A 24,522-nucleotide genomic window follows, 5' to 3' on the forward strand; every position below is an offset into this window, starting at 1 on the left:
CTTGCTTACGATGACCGGGTCGATCAGATCATCCGATCTCACCATCCTGCCGTTGGGCCTGGCTGGTACCCTGAACGTACCGAAGAGCCCCGCGGGACTGATCGTCTTCGTCCATGGCAGCGGGTCAAGCCACCTCTCGCCGCGTAACGTCGCGGTTGCCAAAGCCCTGAACTCACGCGGCTTCGCCACCCTGCTGTTCGACCTGCTCACCCCGGAGGAGGAGGCCAACCGCGCCAACACATTCGACATCGCTCTGCTCGCCGAGCGGCTGATCGAGGTTCTGCATTGGCTTGACGAGCAGCCTCTCCCGGTTACCGGCCTCATGACCGGCCTATTCGGCGCCAGCACCGGCGCCGCAGCCGCGCTCGTTGCTGCGGCGCGTGATCCGGAACGGGTCAAGGCGGTGGTCTCTCGCGGTGGACGGCCGGACCTCGCTGGCGATGCACTGTCCCAGGTACTTGCGCCGACCCTCCTCATCGTCGGTGGCGCCGACGTCGGGGTCATCGAGTTGAACGAAGATGTACTCCAACGTCTGCGCGCGCCGAAGGCGCTGGAGATCGTTCCGGGCGCAACGCATCTCTTTCCTGAACCCGGAGCCATGGACACCGTGATCGAATACGCCGCGCACTGGTTCGAGCGATATCTCGCCATGCCGTCCCACACTCACGCAGGCTAAACCTCATGAGTGGACGGCAGCGGCGCCCTTAACCTTTCGGCTCGGCCCGCGCAGGCCCCCAGTGAACGTCATGTTTTGTGCATCGCGGCACATTTAACCATGCCTGCTGCCACATCGGCGTGTGTCACGCTTACGTGGCTATGTCCATATTGCAAGATCGGCCGCCCTGCAATATAGATTCAAGCATAGGTTGTTTTTCGGCCTTCGCTGTTGGGTTTCGTCGCTATAGACCGTTCAAGAGAGGCTACTGTTCTCTGCTCTTCTTAGGTGATCCAAACGGTACTTCTTGCCCACTCCAGGGTATCGGAGGGCGTCATGAGTGATTTCGTGGTCAAAGCCAATATCGATCACTACCTTGACTTACTCGATAACCACAATATTGCGCACGAGACGAGAAGCATTGTCACCAAGCTGTTGATCTTCGAAGAGGACAAGCTCAGCTACGATCTGGAGCAGCTCGAATTCGCGGAAAGCCGAGCGGCCAGCGGACGCGAAAGGGTGAGCCATGTCCGTCGGATACGAGACGCCCTTGCCGTCGGTACGGCCGAACACGGCCAGGCGGACGCGCTGCTGATAAACTTCGAGAATCGGCAAACCCTGCTGGAGGATCTTTGTCATCGCTTACGCAACAGCGCAAAGCAGCGGAGCATCTAAAGCTGCGCTTGCGGGCCGCGACAATCGGCGCCAGCACCATTGATTTCCGTCAATGTGTGACCTTGCCGTCCCTTTTCTAATGCACCGTCTCGCAAAGGGGGTGAACATGGCGGACTTCGCAATTACTCTTGTCCAGGCGCGCAGACGCAATATTGAGCGCTATAGCAGGTTGCTCCAGACATCCTTGACGGATGTCGAGCGCGCCTACATCGAGAGGCGACTATTGGAAGAGAGAGCCGCTCTCCGATCCGTCGATCTGCCATACACGAATGCGGCAACATCATCGCAGCGTTCCGAATGCTGATTGCGCACGGGCGACGCATCGTGGCTGCCTAGACAGCCAATTCAGCGTGCTGCAGATCACGCGGATACCGCCTACAACGACCTCCCGTCCATGCTCCGAAGCCAATCGGCGATGCGCGCCCAGAACACGCCAATCGTTTCGCGGCCCATGAAAAGGCCGAGATGACTGGATGGCGCGACGGCGGTCTCGATCTCTGCGTCGGGCGTCCCCAGCAACGACGCGGTCGCCAGAGCCTGCTCGGCCGGCACGACCTCGTCATTGGCGCCAGCGAGCAGGAAGACCGGCACACTCACCCGGTTCAGTTGGACCGCGTGCCCGAGTGCAACGAACTCTCCGGCCGCAAGCCGGTTCTCCCTGAAGATCCAGTTCACTGTTTGGAGAAAGAACGTACCGGGTAAATCGAGCGTCTGCCTTTGCCAACGATCGAACCGCTCGACGAATTGACGGTCACTGAGAATGTCCGGTGACAACGTTCTCTGCAAAGCGGTCGTCGGATCCGGAGAGGCCCCCCAGAACCGCCGCATCTGTTCGCCTCTTACCAAGCCGCTCGTACTGTCCACCAAGACTTTGAAGGCATCCGACGACATGGACGCCACTGCACGAGACAGCGCCGAGCCGACCGACATATCGACCGGAACGCCCGCGAGCACCAAGCAGCGTACCTTACTCGGAAAACGTGCCGCATAGATCAGCGAGAGCCACCCGCCCTGGCACAATCCGACGAGATCGACCGGATGGCCGATGTCATCCACTGCGACATTCAGATCAGAGAGGTAGCTGTCGATGGACCGCGAGCTCATGTCGGGAGATGCCGAGCGCCACTCCGCAAGGTAAAGACGAGCAACGCCGCCGTTCCGAAGCGCCTCGACGATACTATGCCCGGCAGCAAAATCCGCAATCGAAGCCCCATGAAGCGCGTAAGGAGCACAAATCAAAACAGGCGCGCCCGTGCGGGCGAGTGAAAAGTCCCGCAGCCGCAAATCGGCAATTTCAAGCGCGATCGTATTGGGCGTGGTCCACTGCAAGTCAGGCTCCGGCCTGCCCTCTCCAAGCTCACCACCTTGGAGCCACCACTGCCAGGCATCGATTGCGATCTTTGCCGCAAGAAAGGACCAGGAGAAGGGGTCATGCGGCCCCCCTCCTCCAGTCTCGCCCACCCGGCTCCCGTATCTCCCCTCTACCACGCCATCCTCACTGATCCGTGCAAACCGGCTTCGTCCTGGAAACTATCTCCCCCGCTGAGCTCGCCTCCGACCCGAACAGCGCTCGGCGGTCATGCCAGGAATTCCGCGAGCTTGATTCTTTCATCCGCGGCAACGGCAAGATGCTGAAGGCGTTCCGATATACACACCGGATAATTCGCGGCCAGCGCCGGCGTTCTCAGTTCCTGAGGCAATTGTCTCAGTTGCTGTTCGGCGCGGGCACGGCTCTCCTGGAGCGAGACGAGCGGACCGACACGACGTCCAGCCTGCATGACCTGCTGCACGAGGGTCTCGCCTTCTATGCAATCGTCTTCCGTCGACACCACGTCACCACACATGAAGCCGTCGCCATCGAAACATCGCCAGACCTGCTTGCGCCCGGGCCATGTCGCCTTCCCCATCGAGCGCTTACGGCGCGGCAGGCCGGCATATTCCTGGAGCTTGTAGGCGCAATCGAGCCCAGGAACGTCCGATGAGGTCGTCAGGTTGGTGCCGATGCCGATACCGTCAACCGGTGCTTGCTGGCGCGAGAAGCCCAGCAGGACCTCCTCGTCGATCCCGCCGCTTACAAAAATGCCGGTGTCCTTCAATCCGCCCGCGTCCAGAATGTGACGGACACTTCTTGCAAGTGCAGCCAGATCGCCGCTGTCGATTCGAACCGCGCGAATGGGAATTCCGAGCGCCGTGAGCCGGGGCGCCAACGCGACCACCTTGTGCGCAGCTGCTTCGGTATCATACGTATCTATCAGGAGCACCAAGTCGCGCGGCCGGGCGCGCGCAAACACCTCGAAGGCCTTCGCTTCGTCGTCGAACGATTGAATGAACGAATGCGCCATCGTGCCATAGGCGGGAACACCGAATGTCTTCTCAGCCAAAAGTGTAGCGGTGCCGGAAAATCCGGCGAGATAGCTCGCTCGCGCCGCCAGCAGCCCGGCCTCGGCACCATGGGCACGGCGGAGGCCGAAATCGACCAGCAGCTTGTCCGGAGCCAACAGCTTCAATCGGGCGGCCTTGGAGGCGATCAAGCTCTGAAAGTGCAGGATATTGACGAGACGCGTTTCAACAAGCTGGGCTTCCGGCAAAGGTGCGGTAACCCGGAGAATGGGCTCGTTCTCGAAGAACGCTGTTCCTTCCGGCATCGCATGAACATCGCCGCTGAAGCGAAACGTGGCGAGATAGTCCAGGAGCTGCTGATTGAACTTCCGGGACTGGGCGAGCCAGTTCAGCTCCTCGTCTGAGAATCTCAGATTTTCCAGGAACTGAAGTGCCTGTTCCAAACCCGCAGCAAGCAGAAAATGTCGCTCTCTCGGCAATTTACGTACGAAGAACTCGAAGACAGCCGTATCCGTCTGACCCGAGACCAAATAGGCCTCGATCATGCTCAACTGATAGAGATCCGTCAGCAATGCACTCGGCAGCACTTCGATCGCCCTGTCATTGCAAATCACGGGTTTGCCGATCGCTTTACGGGCTCTTTAGACCCGTACTGCTCTAGCAGGGCGATGACCTCCTCATCGCTGACCTGGTGAAAGTCGCGATAGAAATAGCCGATTGCCCCAAGCTCCACCGGCGTATCCAGACAGACGATGACATCGACCTCCGGTCGGAGCTTTTCAAGTGTCTCCAACGGAGCTACCGGAACCGCCAGAACGATCTCTTCCGGCCCCTGCTTCCGGACTGCCTTGATAGCCGCGTGGATGGTCGCGCCGGTGGCGATACCGTCGTCGATGACGATCGCCAACCTGCCCTTGATTTGCGCCCGATGCCGGCCCTTCAGATAGCGTTTGCTGCGGCGTTCGATCTCGGCCTGTTCGTCGCGGCAGACGGAATCGAACTCCGCCGCAGAAACCTGGCAAAGCTCGATCACATCGGCGTTGCGGACGACCGTTGCCTCCGCTCCCTCCGCGACAGCTCCCATGGCCAGTTCGGGCTGGGTCGGTACGCCGATCTTCCGCACGATCAGCAAATCGAGGGGAGCGTCGAGCAGCGCCGCCACCTCGGCAGCAACCGGAACGCCGCCCCTCGGCAATGCAAGGATCACCGGATCTCTATCCTTGTAATTGAGCAGCCTCCCGGCGAGTTGCCGGCCGGCATCCGTTCGGTTCTCAAACGACATGGCGCAATCTCCAGCTTTCAAAATCCTACCGACGCCCATTGCGCACATGGTTGATCCGCGTCAAGTTCACGACGGATCGCAATCGATCAAGGGCCACGGCATGCCGGGCGACAGCACGGACTATGACTAGCGACATAGACCAGAACGATATCGACCAAGACGATCCGGCCTCGCTCAGGCGCAAAGTGAGCTTTCTCAGCCGTCCCGAGGCCTATGTGCCGGCTCCGGAGAGCGTCGTTGTCCGCGAAACTCATATGTCGTGGGTCTTCATGGCTGGCCACCGCGTCTACAAACTCAAGAAGCCGGTCCGCTTTCCTTATCTCGACTTCTCTACGCTCGAACGCCGCGCCGCGGCAGCGAATGCTGAAGTGACCCTCAATCGCAGGCTGGCACCGGATGTCTACCTCGGGGTCGCGCCCCTCACGATCACCCCGCAAGGCTACACGATCGGCGCTAGCGGAACCGTGGTCGACTGGCTCGTTGTCATGCGCCGCCTGGACGAAAGCCAGACCCTCGAGGCTGCGCTTGGCCGCCGAGAAATCCCGCGAGCCCGGATTCGTCAGCTCGGGGAGATACTGACGTGCTTTTACTCGCGCGCACCACGCCTCCTGCTCGGCGCCGATAGCTATCTGTCCGGACTGAATAAGGCGATCCTGGCCGACCGCCGCCTTCTCCTGGGCGGCACGTTTGACCTGCGACCGGGCCAAATCCAACGGATCGTCAATATTCAGCACCGTTTCCTGCAGCAGCGCCGGCCGGTCCTGGCATCCCGAATCCATCGCCGGCTCATTCTTGACGGGCACGGCGATTTGAGACCTGAGCACATATGGCTCGGCGGCTCCTATCCCATCATCGACTGCCTGGAATTCAATGCGGCGCTGCGTGCCGGAGACGCCCTCGACGAATTCGCCTTCCTTCATCTTGAATGCGAACGGCTCGGAGGGGTCGCGGTCGGCGACACCCTACGGCGACAGTTGGCAGTCGTTCTGAACGACGATCCGGCTTCCGGACTGTTCCTATTCTATCGGATCGGACGTGCCATGTTGCGAGCTCGCCTGTCCATTGCGCATCTTGCCGACACCCATGTACGAACGCCGGACAAATGGCCAAGACTTGCGCAGACCTATCTGAAGCTCGTCGGCACCGATGTTATGGCGCTCGAACGATTATTGGATCGCGACGGAGACCCGTTCCGCTGATCAGGCCTGGTAAGGCAGCAGATCATCCAGTCGCTCGTCCAGATGCAGCCGACCAATGACGGCCGCGAACAATGGCGCCGCCGAGACAACATCGAGCTTGGCTTGAACGGGTCCTGATGGCAACCTGAAGGGCGGAACCGAGTTCGTGATCACGATGCGATCGATCGCACCGTCCGAAAGCTTAGTCTCGGCCCCAGGCATGAATAGACCGTGGGCGACGCAGGCCACCACCTCGGCGGCACCGCGAGCCCGTGCCGCCTTGGCGGCGCGAACCAACGTTCCTCCCGTGCTGATCAGATCGTCAAAAACCACGCAGAACGCGTCTGCGACGTCGCCGGCGAACAGATCGCCAGCGACCTTTCCGGAGCTCCGATGCTTCTCGACGAAGGCCTTGCCGATCGGCTGCCCCAATGACCTCTCGAGGGTCTCGCGGAGCAGATCGGCCCGCTTGCCGCCGCCTAGATCGGGCGAGACCACGCAGATCGGCCGCACCCCGGCCATGTCCCTAACCTTCTCGGTGAGCAAGGGCACCGCACTCAACGCGACCGTGGGGCAGCGAAAGGCATTTTCGAACGCTGCTTGGTTATGAACCTCAAGCGTAACGACACGACCGACGCCAACCGCCTCGAACAGACTGGCAAGATACCGGATCGTCACGGGATCGTTGGTCTTGGTCCGGCGGTCCTTACGGGCGTAACACAGATAGGGAATAACTGCCGTCACGCGCGCCGCGCCCGCATCCCTGAGTGCACCGATGAAGAACAACAACCGGCACAGCTTGTCATTTGGGCTCTCTTGCGGTCCCCCATGCAAACTATGCACGACGTACACGTCGCAACCCGCGACATTGTCCAGTGGACGGATCTTGTGTTCACCGTCTTCGAAGCTGCGCTCCTCGGCCGTGGCAAGTCGGCAACCCAGCGCGTCGGCGATATCCTGACCGATTTCGACCGAGCCCCTCAGCGCGAACAGACGTAACCGGTCGCTGCCATTCAATGGCCGTCGGGACAAAGACGTGCCGTTGGCCACGTTGGGCTCCACCGGTCAGATCTTAAGGGCGTGCTTGCCGAGCACCCTGACCGAGCTCGCCTGCGGCCCCTTTTGGCCCTGCTCCTCGACATAGGTCACGCGCATCCCGACGGAAACCTCGGCGGTGCCGAGAACGCTATTGCGATGAAAGTACACTTCGTGCCCGTCGGCAGCTGCGAGGAAACCAAAACCGCCGTCCTTGTCGAAGCGTACCACCGTTCCGATCGGCTGCGCTTCGTGCTCCTTGACATCGCCACGCATGACGCGCGCCTGGTCCTGCAATTGGCGGCGGGCGCGATTGAATCCGTCGTCGACTGCAAATGTGAGGTCGGCGTAGCGCTCGTCCTGACTCGGCGTGCGTCCGACATTGACCTCGCGTCCATCCGGCAGCGCAAGCCGAATGTTGACGTGATATTGACCGCCGGTGCGGTGGTGCTCACCCGGCCCTTTTACCACGACGCGCCCCGAGGTCACGCGGCCGTAACGGCTTTCGAGTTCCGCGAGATGCTTTTCGATAGCCGCTTGCAGTTCGTTCGAAGCCTCAAATCCCTCGAACTCGATCCGAGCTGACGTTTGCATCGCAATTCTCCACCTCAGTTATGAGACATTTGAGCACGCCAACATCTGTTGACTTTGAGCGAAATCAACCTGCCGCTCGTGTCATCAAACAGACTGGACCGCCAATTGTTGCGCGGAGAGCATCATGCCTATCCGGATCAAGACCTTTATAGCGACAGTGGACGGGTCCGAGTCTGCCACGCGCGCGCTGGATGTTGCCATCGCCATGACGAAGGCTGCGTCCGGAACATTGTCCCTGCTGGCGGTCGCCGTTCCCCTGACGCAGGCAGAGCAGACCGCGTTCGAACGAGCCGAGGGCAACGTTGCGGATGCGTCCGACATGATGGCCCAACAGATTCTCAAGGCAGCCGAACACCGCCTGGATCTGGCCGGCCTTACAGCCGCAAGAACGCTGCTCAAATGGGGTGACCCGGCCGAGGCCATCCTGGATGCGATCGCAGATCTAGGACCGGACGCCATTGTCGTCGGGCGCAGAGGCCGCGGACGCCTTACCGGGCTACTGCTCGGCAGCGTATCTCAGAAGCTTGTCAGCCTCGCCCCCTGCGTTGTGGTCGTCGTGCCTTAGGACGGCGAACTTGACGCTTCCGATCAAGTTCTTCGTGCGCTCTATCGTTGGGAACGTCAAGCTAACGTCGCGCCAATTCATTCGCTTGCCAGCGCTCCTAGAATTCCGATCCGCGCTCCACGTCGGTCGTTCACTCCCCGAGAAGATGTTTCTCGATTTCGCCGACCGAATGCTTCGTTAGATCCTTGTGCAATTCAGCAATGATGCGCGCCTTGACGTCGTCGTGGAACGCGTCACGCAGATCGGCGAGCGCTCGTGGAGGCGCCACAACGATCAGTGCTTTCGCCTTTTGCGATCGGACCATCTGCTCCATCGCAGCCGCAACGTTGTGCACGAACCGATGCTCTTCAAGTTCATGCCAGTCCACCGCATCCACGGCGCTCCGATGCCCCGACTGATGCGCCTTGCTGACCCGTCCAGGCCGTTCGCTGCCCTGCTCGTGAGTCGGCCGGTTTTCATCCTCGAAGACCTTCTCAGCCTTCAAATTTGGGAATTTCTCGTCTCCCTCGTTGCGGAGGAATAATGCCTTTCGGCCGTCGCCAACAAAGATCAGCGCATCATGTGGGATCTTGAGTTTACTCACCTCTTCCTCCGTCTTGCTGCCGGTCCATCGTGGCAAGAAACCGGCTAGTGCCGTCGCTTCAGCAGCATGCGTAACTCGGCGATTGGACGCGTATTGATCACCTCCCCAGCCTCAAGCCACCCGCGGCGAGCCTGATCCACGCCAAAGCGCATATTGCCGAGGCCGCCAATGGCATGGGCGTCGGACGAAATCGCCAGCCTGACACCGTTCAGCTTCGCCGCATGGGCATGAATATCGTCAAGATCTAGGCGATCCGGATCTCCATTCAACTCCAGACAACAGCCATGTTCAGCCGCCGCGGCAATGATCTCTTCCATGTCTACCTCGTACGGCACTCGCTCATTGATCAGTCTGCCGGTCGGATGCGCGATCACAGATACGTAGGGATTGGTTATCGCCCGAATGATGCGCTCGGTCTGGGCCTTGCGGGAGAGATCGAATTTGTAGTGCACCGCAGCAACAATGAGGTCGAGACGCACGAGCACCTTATCCGGCAGATCCAGCTTCCCATCAGCCAGGATATCGACCTCCGCTCCCTTGAGCACGGTGAAGCCTGAGAGCTTTTCATTCACGCGATCGATCTCGTCGAGCTGCCGGGCAAGATGCGCGGAATCGAGACCGTGAGCAATCGTGACGTGCTTGCTGTGATCGGTGATCGCGATATAGGCGTAGCCGCGCGCCTTCGCAGCAATGGCCATCTCCTCGATCGACGCGGTTCCATCGCTCCAGCGCGAATGAACATGAAGATCGCCGCGAATATCACCAAGCGTGATCAATTTCGGCAGATCTCCTGTGGCCGCCAACGCAACCTCTCCGCGGTCCTCGCGCATTTCGGGTGGAACCATGGCCAGACCGAGCTTGCGATAGATTTCATTCTCCGTGGCACCTGCAATCCGACGCCTATCGTCGAACAGCCCATATTCGTTGAGCTTCCAGCCATGGTCGTTGGCGAGGCCGCGCAACGCAATATTGTGCGCCTTCGATCCGGTAAAGTACATCAATGCCGCGCCATAGCTTGCTTTTGGGACCACCCTGAGATCGACCTGCAGGCCGGACCGGAGGATGATAGTCGTCCGCGTCGGACCGTGCGCGACCACATGAGCCACATTTTCATAGCGGACAAGTCGGTTGCCGACCGCCGCACCATTGCGCGCGATGGCGAGAACATCGAGGTCGCCCACCGTGTCGCGCCTGCGACGAAAGCTCCCGGCGACCACGGCCTCGGCGAGCCCCTTTGTTTTGCGGAGATAGGCGAGCAGCGCCTCCGCTTCGGCCTCAGCCTCCACCAGCTTGAAGCGCCTTTCGGCCGGGGGCTTCGCCAGCGCAGCGACCAGCTTCTGCTCGCTCTTGAGGCCAAATCCCTTCAGATCACGCAAGCGTCCCGATTGGATCACTCGCCGCAGATCGTCGAGCGTCCGCACTCCCAGGCTATCGTAGAGCAACTTGACGCGCTTGGGACCGAGACCCGGCAAAGCGGCAATCTCGCCGAGATCACCGGGCAACTCGCGCTTGAGTCGCTCGAGCACGTCGAATTTGTGCGTGGTCACAATAGCGGCGATCTTGCCGGCCAGGTCCTTGCCGATGCCGGGGAGTTCCGAGAGGTCTTCGCCCGCCTTCAGCAGGCCCGTGATGCTCTTCGGCAACCGCTCGATCACCCGCGCGGCATTACGATAGGCACGCGATCTGAATGGATTATCGCCCTTGATCTCGAGCAGCTCGGCGGTGTGGTCGAACATCTCGGCGATCTCGGCATTTTGGACCGGCATCGTCGTGTCTCCGTCCCTCGCCCAAGCCTAGCGACAAGCCGGAGCCAGACTTTGACGTAGATCAGGCCTGCCAGAGCCACCTTCGATGTCGCATCCACCGGGAGCCAGAGGAGCCGACATCCTCCGGATTGATACGGGTCAACGCCAGGCCGCCTCGGCGGCTTAGAGAGACACCATGGATGACGCACTGGGACCATCTCAGCGGGAACATCTGATTTCGCTCGTGCGCGAGTTCGTCCGCGAGCTGCATCCGCAGCGCAGCCGATTTATCCAGATTACTCCCTCCAGCCGCATCGAGCGCGATCTCGGGATCGATAGTCTGGCGCGCATCGAGCTGGTGCTCCGCATCGAACGCGCGCTTCATCTGCATCTGCCGGCGCAAGCGGTCGGCGAAGCGGAAACGGTCGAGGATGTCATTCGCTGCGTCCAACGCGGCGGGCCGGCGGGTGATGTCGCCGCTCTCAAGGTCCTCACCACGACCGCGCTTCCGAGCGTCCCTGCACCGGATGAAGCCGTCACCTTGACGGCCGTTCTGGACTGGCATGCGGCCCGACATGCGGACCGGTTACATCTGACCGTCCTGCAGGACGAAACGGTCTCGCTGGGAACGCTGACCTACGGCGAGCTTGCAGCCCGCGCGCGTAGCGTCGCTTACGGACTGCTCGAGCGGGATATCTCTCCCGGAGACCGCGTGGCGCTGATGCTTCCGACCAGCGTCGATTTCTTCGTGGCGTTCTTCGGCATTCTCTATGCGGGTGCTATCCCGGTGCCGCTCTACCCGCCAATGCGTCTATCCCAGGTCGAAGACCATCTTCGTCGACAGACGACCATATTGCAGAATGCAGGAGCACGCGTGCTGATAGCCGTGCCGGAAGCCCTGCGTGTGGGGAATCTGCTTCGGGCCATGGCAGGCGATCTCGATCACGTTGTCAGCGTCGCCGATATCGAGTCTACTGTATCGGCGGCGCTCCCGCATGTGGACGATCCGGCTGCGGTCGCGCTGATTCAGTACACCTCGGGCAGCACCGGCGATCCAAAAGGCGTGGTCCTGTCACACGCCAATCTCCTGGCCAACATCCGCGCAATGGGAACCGTCATCGGCGCGAACTCATCCGACATCTTCGTCAGTTGGCTGCCGCTCTATCACGACATGGGCCTGATCGGCGCCTGGCTCGGATGCCTGCATTACGCCGCCCGGCTCTATGTCATGTCGCCGCTCAGCTTTTTGATCCGGCCACAAAGCTGGCTATGGGCGATGCATCGCTTTCGCGCGACGTTCTCGGCATCGCCCAATTTCGGCTTCGAGCTCTGCCTTACCAAGATCGCCGACCAGGAGCTTGAGGGCCTGGACCTGGGTTCGCTGCGAATGGTCGCCAACGGCGCCGAGCCGGTCAGCGTCCAAACGCTACGCAAGTTCACCGAACGGTTTGCCAAGTACGGCTTTCCCGCGAACGCGATGGCGCCAGTCTATGGATTGGCGGAATGTTCGGTCGGACTGGCTTTCCGGCCTGCGCGACGCCTTCCGCCGGTCGACCGCATCGACCGGGATCAGCTCAGCCTCCATGGTGTTGCGGTCCCGGCCAAGCCAGAAGATCCGCGACCGTTCGAACTCGTCGGCTGCGGCCAGCCGCTCCCTGGCCACGAAATCCGGATCGTCGATCAGGCCGGGCGAGAACTCGGCGACCGGCGGGAAGGACGCATCGAATTTCGCGGTCCGTCCGCAACCAGCGGCTACTTCCACAATGAGGCAAAGACGCGTGAATTGGTCCGCGGCGACTGGCGCGACACGGGAGACCGCGGCTACGTGGCCGATGGAGACATCTTCATCACCGGCCGCATCAAGGACATCATCATTCGGGCCGGCCGCCATCTCTATCCGCAGGAGATCGAGGAGGCCGTCGCAGCCTTGCCAGGTGTGCACAAAGGCGGGGTTGCAGTGTTTGGCGTTGCCGATCGCGCAACCGGGACCGAACGCGTAGTGATTCTGCTCGAAACGCGAGAGTCCGATCCAGGCATGCGGGCCGCTTTGCAGGCCCGCGCACATGAGATTGTCACCGATGTCGCGGGAACGCCGCCGGACGAGATCGTGCTTGCGCCTCCCCGCACGGTACCGAAGACCTCCAGCGGGAAAATCCGGCGAAGCGCCGCCAAGGAACTCTATCAGAGCGGCCATATCGGCCCAATCCAGCGGGTCCTCTGGTGGCAATTGCTCCGGCTCACGTTCGCCGGCATCGGCCCGCAACTCCGGCGCGTGGCGCGTCGCATCTCCGAAACATCTTATGCGGCGTGGTGGTGGAGCGTACTAGGCTGTTCGGCCCTGGCCGGATGCCTGGCCGTCCTGGTGCTGCCGAGCGTATCCGCCCGTTGGTCGGCGCTTCGATGCATCGGCCGCGGCGCGCTCCGCACCATGGGCGTGCCACTCACGACTCTGGGCTTCGAAAAGATCCCCCGCCATGCAGCCGCGCTCGTGTTCAATCATTCGAGCTACATGGATGCCTTTGTGCTGGCCGCGACGCTACCGTCGGAACCCGCTATCGTCGCCAAGCGCGAATTGGCTCAACAAGTCATCGCCGGACTGATGTTACGACGGCTCGCCATCCCGTTCGTGGAGCGCTACGATGTTGCAGGCAGCCTGACGGACACGGCGACGTTGACCGCTCTCGCACAACAAGGACGCATTCTGGTGTTCTTCCCCGAAGGCACCTTCACCCGACGCGCGGGGCTTTCGGGCTTTTTCCTGGGCGCATTCAAGATCGCAGCCGAGCTCAACGTTCCGGTTCTGCCGGGCATCATCAAGGGCACGCGAACCATGCTGCGCAGCGATCAGTGGTTTCCGCGTCACAGCGCAATCAGCGTTGCGATCTGCGATCCGATAATGCCATCCGGCTCCGACTTTCAGGCCGTCATTCGTTTGAGGGACCAAGTGCGCCGCGTGATGCTCGCCCATGTCGGCGAGCCGGATCTGGACGAATTGGTGAAGCCGGAGGCGACTTCACTCGCAAGCTGATGGAGAGGCCGCATGAAACTCGCATCCAGCGCCTTCGCGGACGGATCGTCCTTGCCGCAACGCTTCACCTGCGACGGCGAAAATATCTCACCGCCTCTGCAATGGTCAGGCGTGCCGAGCACCGCACGCAGCTTGGTCCTGCTTTGCAGTGATCCGGATGCGCCGGCTGGTACGTGGCATCATTGGGCCGTCTACGATCTTCTGCCCGATCAGGCCGGGCTTGCCGAGGGGGCGGCCCAAGCCGGCAACCTGAAACAGGCGCTCAACGATTTCAAAACGATCGGGTATGGAGGTCCATGCCCTCCTCGAGGCCATGGAGTTCACCACTATCATTTCCAGCTCCTGGCTCTTTCGACCGACCACCTCAAGGTCCATCCAGGGACGTCTTGCCGGGAGGTCGCGCACAAGGCTCGCCAGTTCACGCTCGCCGAAACGACCCTCATCGGCACTTATCGTCGGTGATGGGGACCGCCTGCCGACGCCCGATCAACATCACCGCGTTGCTGCCTCTCGCCCAGTGTCCACGCTCAGAACTGAACACCTCTCGTCAGAGCTCCGTCGACGACCAGGTTCGTGCCGGAAATGAAGCTCGCGACGGGGCTCGCCAAGAACACGACCGCATTGGCCATCTCATGAGGTGTCCCCATCCGTCCGGTCGGGTTGAGCGCAAGCGCCGCCTTATAGAGATCAGGATTGCCATCCTTGATCGTGTTCCATACGCCGCCCTCGAAATAGGTGTTGCCCGGTGAAACCGTATTGGCACGGATGCCCTTGGCCGCCAGCTGATAAGCGAGCCCCTGAGTGTAGTGGATGATCGCGGCCTTGAATGTGCCGTAGGGACCCGCGGCGAAATCGATTTCCCGCCCCGACACGCTGGCAATCGTCACGATGGCCGCTTGCTTGCTCTTCTCGAGATACGGCATGGCGGCATCGACGAGCCGAACCGTCCCCATCATGTCCGTAGAAAATTCCTTGCTCCAGCTCTCGTCATCCTGACCGATGGCGAGCGCGCTCACATTGGCGACCACGATATCGATCCCGCCGAGCGCATCGGCCATTTCGTTGACCCAGGCTTTCAGCGCGGGCCCATCGGCGACGTCGACCGCCTTTCCGGCCGCCGTGACACCTGTTGCTTTCAGCGCGGCCACCGTCGCCTCGACATCTCCGGTGTTGCGAGCGCAGATACCAACATCGGCGCCTTCTGCCGCCAGCGTCTCAGCGATTGCCCGGCCGATCCCCTTGGTAGCACCCGTGATCAGAGCTTTCGCTCCTTTGAGCCCCATATCCATTGTCAGCTCCTCTGCTTCGTCATCAACCTCCGCTGGAGGTCATCGATTGCCGGCCTGTGTGCGGACGAGCCCACGATAGCTGTGGGGCATGCGCATCGCGACCAGATCCTTGCGCCTTACAACGTTGGTTGGATAGGCAGTGTCGAGGTTGCTGGTATCGATCTGCGCGGTCGCAATCGCCGCCCCATCCGATACGATTGCCTCACGGCGCGGGAATTCGAAGGTGTCGGGGCCGAAGATGCCGCTCAGTCCGGAGTAGCCGTGGGCCGGATCATGCACGTTTGCGAACGCAAAGAAGGTGTTGTTCTCTCCCGCCCTCACCCGAAAATGATGCCAATGCTGGGGGTCGGCTCCAGTTGGAATCGGTGCGGGCTGCGCGACCGTGGTGCCCGCGTGCGACGATGTGAACGCCCCCTGCACCGCCGCCGGACAAGCGATCAGATCGCAGCCGCGCAAAGCGAGCACCCGCCCTGCTTCAGGAAACAGCGCATCGTGGCCGATCAACAGGCCGATGCGCCCAATCGGGGTGTCAACGACGGTCCAACTGTCGCCCGCGGTAGCCCAGCTTCGATCGCCGCTCGCAAGGTGCGTCTTTCGATAGACCGAGACGGCTCCGTCGGGAGCGACGAGACAGGCGCTGTTGTAGCTCTCTTCGCCCACGCGCTCGGCCAGCCCGCAGACCAGACAGATGTCGAGTTCGCCAGCAAGCGCAACAAGCCGCTCCGTCACCGGCCCCGGGATCGGTTGCGCCGACCCGGCCGGGTCGGTGAGGCCCGTCGCCGCAAGTTCGGGGAATACCACGAGCTCGGCGCCGTCCACCTTCGCCTTGCGCGCGAGATCGGCAATGATGGACAAGTTCGTCGCGACCTCTGGTGTGGGCGCAAATTGCCCGACACTGACCCGCGAGCGCTTTCCAGCCGGCCATGGCTGATGACCGTAGAGCCCGAAGAAATCGCGGGGGTTCCAGCTGTAAGTATTGGTCAGCAGCTCCGGATAGAGCTCCGGCCGACGCTGCGCCAACACCGACTCTCCGAGCACGCGTCTTGTCCGCGCAACTGCAAGATCGACCTCGGCAAAGGCGATTCCGTCCCCTTTGTCGATTACGGCTGCGACGGCGCCATCGGGCGCAATGACGCAGCTTCCGCCGGAGAATTGCACCGTGCGCTCCAGCCCCCAGCGATTGCTCTCGATCACGTAGCAACTGTTCTCGAACGCGCGGCTGATCCAATACGGCGCCGGAGTGCGTTCGGCGAGCCAGTTCGAGACGTGACAGATGATGTCCGCCCCGCCGAGCGCCATCAGCCGCGCAGTCTCGACAAAATGGATGTCCATGCAGATCAGGAGCGCGATGCGCCCGATCTCCGTCTCGAACACCTGATTGTGCAGGTCCCCGGCCGCCGCCCATTTCGGCTCGGAAATATAGGGATGCGTCTTGCGGTGCCGGCCGATGATGCCGTCGGGGCCGATCAGCACCGCGCTGTTGTAATAGATGTCGTCGTCATCGACCTCGGGCATGCCGATCACCACATAGCAGCCGTGGCGGCGCGCCAAAGCGGCAAACCGGTGCGTGGTCGAGCCCGGGATCTTCTCCACGAACGCGGCGACCTCAGCGCGGTCGTACCAGCAATAGCCGGTCGTCCCCATCTCGGGCGTCACGATGAGCTTGGCGCCCGCAGCCGCCGCCTGTTCGCAAAGCTCGAGCAGGCGCGCGATGTTGCGCTCCTTCTCGCACAATGTCGGCTCGAACTGAACGGTGGCGACCTTGTATGTCGACGACATCCTGCAGTTCCCCTCAGACCAGGAACGACTTCTTGATCGAAGCACCGAGCGTATATTTCGGGTCGACCATGTTGCCGAGGCGGACGCGGCCGGCCTGGGTCAGCAACATATAAGCCTCGATCTCTTCGAAGCCGTAGTCGGCGGCCATCCAGCGGCACAGCTCGCGATAGGCGATGCGTGCGGCATCCTCCATCGGCCGCGCCGAGCCGATCGTCATGATGAAATCCTTGGTCTCGAGCCGCGGCCAAGCGATAGTCCAGTTCTTGATCAGGTCGACTTGGACCGTCGTCACCGTCGGATGCTCGATCGCGACACCGCAGAGCTCGCCGTCGCCCTGCGCGGCATGGCAATCGCCCAGATAGAGCAGCGCGCCCTTGGCGTTCACAGGCAGATAGATGATGGCGCCGACGCCAACGTCAGGCAGATCCATGTTGCCGCCATAATAGTCCGGGACCAGCGAGGAAATCGCCTCGATTTCCGGCGAGGTGCCGATGGTGCCGATGAACGGCTCATAGGGTAGCGTGATCTTGTCGTTCCACTTGGTGCCGTTCTCCAGCGTGATCTCGAGCTTCTTGACGCGCTCGGGCAGTGCCGGGTTGAGCAAGGCCGTATTTCCGGTCGAGACCAGGCCGCCGAAATCAGGCATGACCACGGTGGTGCCGCGCGGCTGCGGCCCGCGCGGCACGATGCTCTCGATATAGACCGCGAGCGTGTCGCCCTTCTCGGCGCCGTTGACGTAGATCGGCCCATTCTGCGGATTGAGGAACGGGAAATTCAGGATCTTCGACGGGCTGTCGGTCTCGTGCTTGATCTGGCCCTCGAAGGCGTCATGGGTCTCCGCGGAGACCACCGCACCCGGATCGACGCTCAGGATCGGGTTCACATAGGGCCCGTAGACATAGTGGTACTTGCCCTGATCTTTCTCCGTGATCACGTGCTCGCTGCCGCGCTTGCCCTTGGCGATGCCCTTGCGGGCCATGATCGATTCCGACTGCCAGGCCATTCTCATTCTCCTTGTTCTGGTTGTGACGTTTCTTGCATCAGACTGCGAGGTGGCGGCGCATCTCGGCCTCGTCGTCGAGCGCCGCGCGCGCGAGGCTCGCGGTGATGCGTCCTTTGTCCATGACGTAGCAGCGCTGCGCCATCGCTCGGATCATGTCGAGATTCTGCTCGACCAGGATGATCGTGACACCGGTCTGGCGGTTGAGCTCGACCATGTTGCGCGCGATGTCCTGGACGATGTTCGGCTGGATGCCTTCGGAGGGCTCGTCGAGCAGAATCAGATTGGGATCGGCGATCAAGACGCGGCCAATCGCAAGCTGCTGCTGCTGCCCGCCGGACATGGTGCCCGCGCGCTGCGTCCAACGCTCCTGCAGGATCGGAAACGCATCGAGCACGCGCCGCTTGCCGTCTTCGGGAATGCCGCCTTTGATCGCGGCGCCCACGGCGATGTTCTCGCCGACCGTCAGGCGCGGAAATACATCCCGGCCCTGCGGCACATAGCCCATGCCGAGCCGCGCACGCCTGTGCGCGGGCAGATGCTCGACGGCTTCGCCGCGATAGACGATCGAACCTGACATCGCCGGCACCAGCCCGATCAGGCTCTTCATCAGCGTCGACTTGCCGACGCCGTTGCGGCCGATCACCGCGACGATCTCGCCCTCGCGCACCTCGATCTCGAGCCCCTGCAGCACCGGCTTGCCGCCGTAGCCGGCGCGCAGGCCGAGCGTCGTGAGGATGACTTCCTTGCGCGTTTCCTCAAGCATGAGCCTGTCCCAGATAGATCGCCGCGACGCGCTCGTCGGCGACGATCTCCTCGATCGAGCCTTGCGCAAAGACCTGGCCGAGATGCAGCACCGTGACCCGCTGCGCCACTTGACGGACGAAGGCCATGTCGTGCTCGATCGCAAGCACAGTCACGCCCTCCGCATTGAGCCGCCGCACCATCTCGCCGGTCATATGTGTCTCTTCCGGCGACATCCCGGCTGTCGGCTCATCCAACAACAACAGCCGCGGCTTGAGCGCGATCGCCATGCCGATCTCCAGCCATTGCTTCTGGCCGTGGCTGAGATTGCCCGCGCTCTGCGCCTGCTCGGCTTCGAGGGCGAGAAAAGCGAGCAGCCGATCGATCTCCTGCGCGAGTACGGCGCCGCGATGCCGGCTCTGCAGCGCGATCTCCAGGTTCTGCCGGACCGAGAGCCCCTTGAACACACCGGGCACCTGGAACTTCACCGACAGGCCGCGGCGGATACGTGCGAAGGATTTCAGTGTCGTGATCTCTTCGCCGCTGAAATAGATGTGGCCGCTGCCGACGCTATATTCGCCCAGGATCAGACGGAACAGCGTGCTCTTGCCGGCGCCGTTCGGCCCGATCAGGCAATGGATTTCGCCGGGCTGCAGCGCCAGATCGACCGAATTCGTCACATGCAGGCCGCCGAAATGCTTGTTCAGCCCGCGCAGTTCGAGCAGCGTCATCAGGCTGCCTCCCGCTTACGACGGGTGGCGAGCCGGCCGACCCAGCTGATGATGCCGAGCACCAGCCCGTTCGGTGCGATCAGGACGGTCGCCACTAGCAGAACGCCCATGAATACCAGCGCATATTGGCTGCCGTAGATCGTCAGCGCCTGGAAGCCCGCGAGCACGACGAGCGTGCCGATCAGGGTCGCGGTGATGTCGCTGCGGCCGCCAACGGCGACCCAGATCAAGGGCAGCGACGCAGCGGTCATGCCCATGCTGGACGGCGTGATGTATTGGCCCCACACCGTGTAGAGCACGCCGGAGAGGCCGGCGAGCGCCGCCCCGATCACGAACGTGATCAGCTGATATTTCCGGATGTCGTAGCCGAGCATCTCGGCCCGTTCCGGATTCTCCCTGATCGCGACAATCACGTTCCCGAACGAGGAATTCATCAGGATGCGCAGTGCGAGATAGACCACGACAAGCATCGCGAGCACGACGTAGTAAAGACCGACGTCGGCGAATAGTACGATCGGCTCGTCGAACCAGGGGATGGTCAGCGGCGGCATTGCGCTCATGCCGTTGAACCCGTTCAGGCGTGCGCTTCCGATGTGCCATTCAGGCCCCGCCGTCTGCGCCATGAAGCGCTCGAGCATCAGGGTCACGGCCAGCGTGACGATGCCGAGAAAGACGCCCGCGATACGCCCGAAGAACATGAAATAGCCGAGCAGTGCCGCAAACAGCGAGGCAATCAAGACCGCGAGCACGAGCGCGATCCAGGTGAAACCATAGGCCGAGCCGAAATTGATGGTGAGGATTCCGTACCCGTACCCGGCGATGCCGAAGAAAGCCGTCTGGCCAAACGATAGCGAGCCGCCATAGCCCCAGATCAGGCTGAGACTGAGCGCGATGAACACCCAGACGAAGAAGTACACCGTGTTGCCGACGGTGTAGCCGTCGCTGAACAGCGGATAGGCCACGGCTCCCGCCAGCACCAGCGCGAACAACGACCAAAAGCCCCGGCCCCGACCGAGCGTCTGAGGACCTTCAAGACGGCGAAGCAGCGAAACGAGTCCGGTCACGATCGCTCTCCTTCAGGTCCGCTCGCGCAGCACGAAGCCGGAAATGCCCTTCGGCAGGACCCGGACCACGATGATGACCGCGATCAGCAGCCCGATCTGGCCGAACAATTGCCCCTGCCAGGAGGTCATCGCGGATTTCACGATCGCGAGCACGCCGGCGGCGGGAGCGGTGCCGAGGAAGACATCGGCGCCGCCGATCACCACCGTGACGAACGCCTCCATGATGAAGGTCGCGCCCATGGTCGGCACCAGCGTCATGGTCGGCGCGTAGAGCCCGCCAGCGAGGCCGGCGAGCCCTGCCCCGCATGCGAAGGTCAGACTGTAGATCAGGCGGGTGTCGACCCCCAGCGCTGCCGCCATGTGCGGCACCTGGATAGTCGCGCGCGCGAGCACACCGAAACGGGTCCAATTGAACAACGCATAGAGCAAGCCCAGCACCGCGAGCGCCGCCAGGAACAGCACGATGCGGTAGACCGAGTAGGAATAGGCGCCGACCTGAAAGCTTCCGAACGGCGTGCCGACGCCGGCCATAGTGGAGCCGACCAGGATCAAGGTGCCTTGTGTGGCGATCAGGCTCAGTCCCCAGGTCGCGACAATCGTATCGAGCGGACGCTCATAAAGATGCCGGACCACCAGCAGTTCGACCAGCACGCCGACCAGAGCCGCGACCAGGGTGCCGGCGAGGATGCCGAGCGGCAGCGGCAGGCCGGCATGCACCGTCGCCGCGGTCACGTAAGCACCGCACATGATGAACTCGCCATGAGCGAGATTGATCACCCCCATCATGCCGAATATGACGGCCAGGCCACAGGCCGACAGCACCAGGAACGCGAATGCGTCGCCGAATTGGTAGAGTGCGGAGAATGTCAGTGTCGCGATGTCCATGACTTCGGTCGAGGTTTGCGCAAGGTCAGATATGCGTGGGCGCAGATTTGCGGGGGGGGGGGTGCAAGAGCCGCCCCGGCGTGAGGGACGCCGGGGCGACTCTTCCGCCGATCAGGGCTTCGGCGGGGGCGGATTCGACGGCGTGTATTGCGCCATCGGATCCTTCTTGGTCAGGTCGCAGCCGGCTTCGCCGAGCCAGTACGGCTTGATGTCCTCCCAGACTTTCGGGAAGGAGATCGAGTGATCGGCGCCGACCTTCGCCAGATAGATCGTGTGCGACATGTGCTGGCTCTTCGGGTCGATGCAGACCTTGCCCTCGGGCGCATCCATGCAGACGTCGCCCTGCGCGATCACCTTGCGAATGTCGTCGCGCTTGGTCGACTTCGCCCGCTCCGCCATCTGCTTGTAGAGATAGACCGCGAGATAGGAATTCTCCGCTTCCTGGTTCACATAAGGCTCGCTCGGGAACTTGGCCTTGAACTTGGCGTAGAACTCCTTGCTCTTCGGCGAATCGATTTCCTCGATATAGTTGGTCGTAACGTACATGTCCTTCAGGCTCGGCGGCTTGAAGCGCTTGTGCTCATAGCCCTGACCGACATTGACCGAGGATGCCATCGGCAGGTTGACGTTGGCGGATGCCGCCTGCTCGTAATAGGAGGCCTGCGCGGTACCGACCAGGAGCGTGACCACGAAGTCCGGCTTCGCCTTCTGGATGTTCTGGATGCTTTGCGAGAATTGGGAAACACCGAGCGGGATGAACTCCTCACCGGCCATCTCGCCGCCGTTTTCCTTGACGATCTTGCGGACCCACTCGGCCGAGATTTGGCCGAAATTGTAGTCGGCGGCCAGGGTGTAGACCTTCTTGCCGTAGGTCTTCATCATGTAGGGAATGAGCGTCGAGAATTGTTGCTCGGGTACCGCGCCGGTCACGATCATATGGCCGTCGCAGACGCCGCCTTCGTATTGGTTGTTGTAGAAGGCAAAGCCGTTGAACTGGTCGACGATCGGCCGGTACGCCTCGCGCGAGGCCGAGGAGAAGCCGGCGAACACGACGTCGACCTTGTCCCGCTGCAGTACGCGCCGCATGAACTCTTGGTAGCGCGTGTTGTCCGACTGTGTGTCGTAGGTCACGAGCTCCAGCGGCCTGCCCATGATGCCGCCGGCCTTGTTGATCTCGTCGGCGGCGAGTTGGATCGCGTGCACCTTGCCGATGGTGGCAGCCGCAAAGTCGCCGGACTGATCCTCCAGCACGCCGAGTTTGATCGGATTCTCCGCCGCGAGCACGCCTGACGCAAGGACAAGCGTTCCCGTGAGGGCCGCGGCGCGCAGCCCTCTCACTACAGATCTGGTCATCGTGATGCTCCTACATCGCTTGCTTTTTTTCGCCTTCCAGCGCGACGCTGATCGCGCGGGCGGGCGTATCGGGCGGTCTCGCCCGTCGTTTCAGAAACTCCTCGCAATAGAGTTCCAGCTTCTGTCGCACGCGCATGCTGTCGCGGCGAAGTTCCGAATAGGCATCGTCCTCATTCGATCCGGTTTCCTGCATGCGCAGGACGACCGCTCGAACCACCGCGCGCCGGCCCCGCTGGCGGCTCTCCAGCTCCTGCAACTGCTCGAACATCTCCGCGCGCAACAGGAACTGATTGATGCCCATGAACAGTGACGTATAGACGGCTCCGCCGTGCACGGGCTTGCGCAGAAACGAGGTCGCGCCCAGGTTGACGAGCGCTTTCAGCCGGCTCGGGGCTTCGACGCCGACCAGCCCGATGACCGGTACCGGCGGCAGCTTCGATACGGGATTGACCTCGAACGTCACGGCGCCATCGAGATCTCCGTCGACGAAGAGAATATCGCGCTCGGGGTGCAAACTGCCGACATCGATTTGGGCGCGGCCGTCGACAATGTCGGGATATTCGCAAGCGACACCGAGCTTGGCCAGCGTCGTCTCCAGCGTGGATTCCCATCCTGCGCGGCGGATGACCACGAGCGCACGGCCACCCTTGAAGTTCTGCAGCAATCGGAATGTCATGATTTCACCATTCGCAGCAGCGGAGGACGCATGGCCGTCGCAAAGCGCGGCGACGACTGTACGAGATAGGGATCTGGCTCGATCGGCTGACGCGCTTCCAGGAGCAGCTCGAATTGTCCGTGGAGGGACGAGCGGCCGATCCGCGGCGTTAGCCAGGCATGATAGGTTTGTGGATCGATCCGCACCTCGCCTTGCGGCGCGCGCAGGCGCTGATTGGCGACCGCGCCGCGCACGAGGCGCGATTCGTCGCTCCCGGCCTGCGCAAGTGTCGCGCCCAACAGCTTCACCGCGATATAGGAGGCCTCCGCATCGGCCGAGGCGACGGGTCCACCAGGAAAGGCGCTCGTATATGTCCGCATGAACGCCGCGTTCTCCACCGTGTTCAGTGAAGAGAAATACACGCTGGAGGACAGGTGTCCGTCGACAGCTTCGGCGCCGATTTCCTGCAGTTCGGGTTCGGAGAGCGTGCAGCTCGCCACCGGTATTCGCGCCGCTTGGTCGATGCCGCGAGAGCGGCAGGCGGCGCGGAAGTCGCGAAGGAATGCGTAAGCGCTCGTGCCGATCAGGTTGTTGAACACGAAGTCCGGGCGCTGGTCGAGGATCGCCGAGATAACCTGGTCGAATTCGATGTCGCCGACCGAGAGATAGCGTTCCGCCACGACCGTACCGCCGCGCGCCGTCAGCGCTTCGCGGAAGATGCGATTGTTCTCCCACGCCCAGATATAGTTGGACCCGACGCAGAAGGCACGCTTTCCGACCCGGGATGCGAGATAGTCGACCAACGGCAATACATGCTGGTTCGGCGCCGCCCCCGTGTAGATGACGTTATCGGAACTCTCGAATCCCTCATAATGAGAGGGATACCAGAGCAGGCCGTCGAATTTCTCGAAACAGGGGATAACCTCCTTGCGACTCGACGAAGTGTAGCAGCCGATCACCTGGCGAATGCCGGACTTCAAGAGGTCGAGGCTGAGCTCACGGTATTTCGCAAGATCGCCGGACGGATTGACCACGACCGGTTCGAGCGTGACGCCATCCTGCGTCTGATTGATCTCGCTCAGCGCCAAGAGCGCACCGTTCAGCATCGAGCGCGCGACGACGCTGTACGGCCCCGTCGTCGAGAACATCACGCCGATCCGAAACTGCTTCCGTGCCATTCCTCGACCCAAAACAAAAAAAGCGCCCGCCGGCTGTGAAGCCGAGGGCGCCCTCGCCACCAACCAAACGCACCCTTTCGGGACGGTGTTGGAAATGATTGAACTCGTTGCGTTGACGGGCCACGCTGCCCAACGCGCATGGCAACGGTCGTCTAGAACCCGGA

At 62.0% G+C, this 24,522-nt stretch carries 23 protein-coding genes; 6 read left to right on the top strand and 17 right to left on the bottom strand.

Annotated elements, in window-relative coordinates; all coding sequences use genetic code 11:
* Positions 1–10 precede the first annotated feature (10 nt).
* On the top strand, positions 11–676 hold the full coding sequence (locus QX071_RS26990) for a dienelactone hydrolase family protein (protein WP_315705177.1): 666 nt from the start codon (positions 11–13) through the stop codon (positions 674–676).
* A 315-nt stretch (positions 677–991) separates the two neighbouring features.
* A complete protein-coding gene (locus tag QX071_RS26995) occupies positions 992–1,330 on the top strand; it encodes a hypothetical protein (RefSeq protein ID WP_315705176.1) in 339 nt (112 codons plus the stop codon).
* Between the two features lie 375 nt (positions 1,331–1,705).
* On the opposite strand, the gene QX071_RS27000 is transcribed toward QX071_RS26995, so the two are convergent.
* The 3 genes from QX071_RS27000 to QX071_RS27010 form a co-directional block, all read right to left on the bottom strand.
* Positions 1,706–2,659, bottom strand: a complete 954-nt coding sequence (locus QX071_RS27000) for an alpha/beta fold hydrolase (protein WP_315705175.1) — start codon at positions 2,657–2,659, stop codon at positions 1,706–1,708.
* Positions 2,660–2,907: 248 nt separating this feature from the next.
* A complete protein-coding gene (locus QX071_RS27005) occupies positions 2,908–4,284 on the bottom strand; it encodes a nicotinate phosphoribosyltransferase (RefSeq protein ID WP_315747826.1) in 1,377 nt (458 codons plus the stop codon).
* Complete coding sequence (locus QX071_RS27010; protein WP_315705173.1) at positions 4,281–4,952, bottom strand: phosphoribosyltransferase; 672 nt, start codon at positions 4,950–4,952, stop codon at positions 4,281–4,283. Before QX071_RS27010 ends, QX071_RS27005 begins: the two co-directional genes overlap by 4 nt.
* Before the next feature lie 185 nt (positions 4,953–5,137).
* Between QX071_RS27010 and QX071_RS27015 the strand changes: the two genes are divergently transcribed.
* On the top strand, positions 5,138–6,151 hold the full coding sequence (locus tag QX071_RS27015; protein ID WP_315728629.1) for a hypothetical protein: 1,014 nt from the start codon (positions 5,138–5,140) through the stop codon (positions 6,149–6,151).
* Here the strand turns inward: QX071_RS27015 and QX071_RS27020 are convergent, their stop codons facing one another.
* Together QX071_RS27020 and QX071_RS27025 are read right to left on the bottom strand one after the other, a co-directional pair.
* The gene (locus tag QX071_RS27020) at positions 6,152–7,180 is read right to left on the bottom strand and encodes a ribose-phosphate diphosphokinase (protein WP_315705171.1); all 1,029 of its coding nucleotides are present in this window, start codon (positions 7,178–7,180) and stop codon (positions 6,152–6,154) included.
* A 15-nt stretch (positions 7,181–7,195) separates the two neighbouring features.
* On the bottom strand, positions 7,196–7,759 hold the full coding sequence (locus QX071_RS27025) for an HPF/RaiA family ribosome-associated protein (RefSeq protein WP_315705170.1): 564 nt from the start codon (positions 7,757–7,759) through the stop codon (positions 7,196–7,198).
* A 124-nt stretch (positions 7,760–7,883) separates the two neighbouring features.
* Here QX071_RS27025 and QX071_RS27030 point away from each other — a divergent pair, with 124 nt between their 5' ends.
* The gene (locus QX071_RS27030) at positions 7,884–8,324 is read left to right on the top strand and encodes a universal stress protein (RefSeq protein WP_315705169.1); all 441 of its coding nucleotides are present in this window, start codon (positions 7,884–7,886) and stop codon (positions 8,322–8,324) included.
* A gap of 130 nt (positions 8,325–8,454) precedes the next feature.
* On the opposite strand, the gene QX071_RS27035 is transcribed toward QX071_RS27030, so the two are convergent.
* On the bottom strand, positions 8,455–8,943 hold the full coding sequence (locus QX071_RS27035) for a host attachment protein (RefSeq protein WP_315705168.1): 489 nt from the start codon (positions 8,941–8,943) through the stop codon (positions 8,455–8,457).
* Positions 8,944–8,951: 8 nt separating this feature from the next.
* Positions 8,952–10,673 (bottom strand): DNA polymerase/3'-5' exonuclease PolX, encoded by a 1,722-nt coding sequence (gene polX / locus QX071_RS27040; protein WP_315705167.1) that lies wholly within the window; start codon positions 10,671–10,673, stop codon positions 8,952–8,954.
* A gap of 175 nt (positions 10,674–10,848) precedes the next feature.
* Between polX and QX071_RS27045 the strand changes: the two genes are divergently transcribed.
* Both QX071_RS27045 and QX071_RS27050 read left to right on the top strand, forming a co-directional pair.
* Positions 10,849–13,680 (top strand): AMP-binding protein, encoded by a 2,832-nt coding sequence (locus QX071_RS27045; RefSeq protein WP_315705166.1) that lies wholly within the window; start codon positions 10,849–10,851, stop codon positions 13,678–13,680.
* Between the two features lie 12 nt (positions 13,681–13,692).
* Positions 13,693–14,142, top strand: coding sequence for a YbhB/YbcL family Raf kinase inhibitor-like protein (locus QX071_RS27050; protein WP_315705165.1), 450 nt, complete (start codon positions 13,693–13,695; stop codon positions 14,140–14,142).
* A gap of 65 nt (positions 14,143–14,207) precedes the next feature.
* On the opposite strand, the gene QX071_RS27055 is transcribed toward QX071_RS27050, so the two are convergent.
* The 10 genes from QX071_RS27055 to QX071_RS27100 form a co-directional block, all read right to left on the bottom strand.
* Complete coding sequence (locus QX071_RS27055) at positions 14,208–14,969, bottom strand: SDR family NAD(P)-dependent oxidoreductase (RefSeq protein WP_315705164.1); 762 nt, start codon at positions 14,967–14,969, stop codon at positions 14,208–14,210.
* Positions 14,970–15,008: 39 nt separating this feature from the next.
* Positions 15,009–16,748: a nitrilase-related carbon-nitrogen hydrolase gene (locus QX071_RS27060; protein ID WP_315705163.1), complete on the bottom strand. Its 1,740-nt coding sequence runs from the start codon at positions 16,746–16,748 to the stop codon at positions 15,009–15,011.
* Between the two features lie 13 nt (positions 16,749–16,761).
* Positions 16,762–17,751 carry an acetamidase/formamidase family protein gene (locus QX071_RS27065; protein WP_315705162.1) on the bottom strand — a complete coding sequence of 330 codons (990 nt, stop codon included), beginning with the start codon at positions 17,749–17,751 and terminating at the stop codon, positions 16,762–16,764.
* A gap of 37 nt (positions 17,752–17,788) precedes the next feature.
* The gene (locus tag QX071_RS27070) at positions 17,789–18,514 is read right to left on the bottom strand and encodes an ABC transporter ATP-binding protein (RefSeq protein WP_315705161.1); all 726 of its coding nucleotides are present in this window, start codon (positions 18,512–18,514) and stop codon (positions 17,789–17,791) included.
* On the bottom strand, positions 18,507–19,223 hold the full coding sequence (locus QX071_RS27075; RefSeq protein ID WP_315705160.1) for an ABC transporter ATP-binding protein: 717 nt from the start codon (positions 19,221–19,223) through the stop codon (positions 18,507–18,509). Before QX071_RS27075 ends, QX071_RS27070 begins: the two co-directional genes overlap by 8 nt.
* Positions 19,223–20,287 carry a branched-chain amino acid ABC transporter permease gene (locus QX071_RS27080; protein ID WP_315705159.1) on the bottom strand — a complete coding sequence of 355 codons (1,065 nt, stop codon included), beginning with the start codon at positions 20,285–20,287 and terminating at the stop codon, positions 19,223–19,225. The genes QX071_RS27075 and QX071_RS27080 overlap by 1 nt, the downstream gene beginning before the upstream one ends.
* A 12-nt stretch (positions 20,288–20,299) precedes the next feature.
* Complete coding sequence (locus QX071_RS27085; RefSeq protein ID WP_315705158.1) at positions 20,300–21,172, bottom strand: ABC transporter permease subunit; 873 nt, start codon at positions 21,170–21,172, stop codon at positions 20,300–20,302.
* 111 nt (positions 21,173–21,283) lie between these two features.
* Positions 21,284–22,525, bottom strand: coding sequence for an urea ABC transporter substrate-binding protein (locus QX071_RS27090; RefSeq protein ID WP_315705157.1), 1,242 nt, complete (start codon positions 22,523–22,525; stop codon positions 21,284–21,286).
* Between the two features lie 10 nt (positions 22,526–22,535).
* Positions 22,536–23,201 carry an ANTAR domain-containing response regulator gene (locus QX071_RS27095; protein WP_315705156.1) on the bottom strand — a complete coding sequence of 222 codons (666 nt, stop codon included), beginning with the start codon at positions 23,199–23,201 and terminating at the stop codon, positions 22,536–22,538.
* Positions 23,198–24,358: a transporter substrate-binding domain-containing protein gene (locus QX071_RS27100; RefSeq protein ID WP_315705155.1), complete on the bottom strand. Its 1,161-nt coding sequence runs from the start codon at positions 24,356–24,358 to the stop codon at positions 23,198–23,200. The genes QX071_RS27095 and QX071_RS27100 overlap by 4 nt, the downstream gene beginning before the upstream one ends.
* Positions 24,359–24,522 lie beyond the last annotated feature (164 nt).

Origin of the sequence: Bradyrhizobium sp. SZCCHNS1022 (assembly GCF_032484835.1) — a bacterium.
GTDB lineage: Bacteria > Pseudomonadota > Alphaproteobacteria > Rhizobiales > Xanthobacteraceae > Bradyrhizobium.

Coding starts and splice junctions, on each gene's coding strand:
- QX071_RS27090 (WP_315705157.1), bottom strand. CDS start 22,525: ATGACCAGATCTGTAGTGAGAGGGCTGCGCGCCGCGGCCCTCACGGGA.
- QX071_RS26995 (WP_315705176.1), top strand. CDS start 992: ATGAGTGATTTCGTGGTCAAAGCCAATATCGATCACTACCTTGACTTA.
- QX071_RS27025 (WP_315705170.1), bottom strand. CDS start 7,759: ATGCAAACGTCAGCTCGGATCGAGTTCGAGGGATTTGAGGCTTCGAAC.
- QX071_RS27030 (WP_315705169.1), top strand. CDS start 7,884: ATGCCTATCCGGATCAAGACCTTTATAGCGACAGTGGACGGGTCCGAG.
- QX071_RS26990 (WP_315705177.1), top strand. CDS start 11: ATGACCGGGTCGATCAGATCATCCGATCTCACCATCCTGCCGTTGGGC.
- QX071_RS27100 (WP_315705155.1), bottom strand. CDS start 24,358: ATGGCACGGAAGCAGTTTCGGATCGGCGTGATGTTCTCGACGACGGGG.
- QX071_RS27065 (WP_315705162.1), bottom strand. CDS start 17,751: ATGGCCTGGCAGTCGGAATCGATCATGGCCCGCAAGGGCATCGCCAAG.
- QX071_RS27050 (WP_315705165.1), top strand. CDS start 13,693: ATGAAACTCGCATCCAGCGCCTTCGCGGACGGATCGTCCTTGCCGCAA.
- polX (WP_315705167.1), bottom strand. CDS start 10,673: ATGCCGGTCCAAAATGCCGAGATCGCCGAGATGTTCGACCACACCGCC.
- QX071_RS27010 (WP_315705173.1), bottom strand. CDS start 4,952: ATGTCGTTTGAGAACCGAACGGATGCCGGCCGGCAACTCGCCGGGAGG.
- QX071_RS27055 (WP_315705164.1), bottom strand. CDS start 14,969: ATGGATATGGGGCTCAAAGGAGCGAAAGCTCTGATCACGGGTGCTACC.
- QX071_RS27070 (WP_315705161.1), bottom strand. CDS start 18,514: ATGCTTGAGGAAACGCGCAAGGAAGTCATCCTCACGACGCTCGGCCTG.
- QX071_RS27075 (WP_315705160.1), bottom strand. CDS start 19,223: ATGACGCTGCTCGAACTGCGCGGGCTGAACAAGCATTTCGGCGGCCTG.
- QX071_RS27045 (WP_315705166.1), top strand. CDS start 10,849: ATGGATGACGCACTGGGACCATCTCAGCGGGAACATCTGATTTCGCTC.
- QX071_RS27085 (WP_315705158.1), bottom strand. CDS start 21,172: ATGGACATCGCGACACTGACATTCTCCGCACTCTACCAATTCGGCGAC.
- QX071_RS27095 (WP_315705156.1), bottom strand. CDS start 23,201: ATGACATTCCGATTGCTGCAGAACTTCAAGGGTGGCCGTGCGCTCGTG.
- QX071_RS27060 (WP_315705163.1), bottom strand. CDS start 16,748: ATGTCGTCGACATACAAGGTCGCCACCGTTCAGTTCGAGCCGACATTG.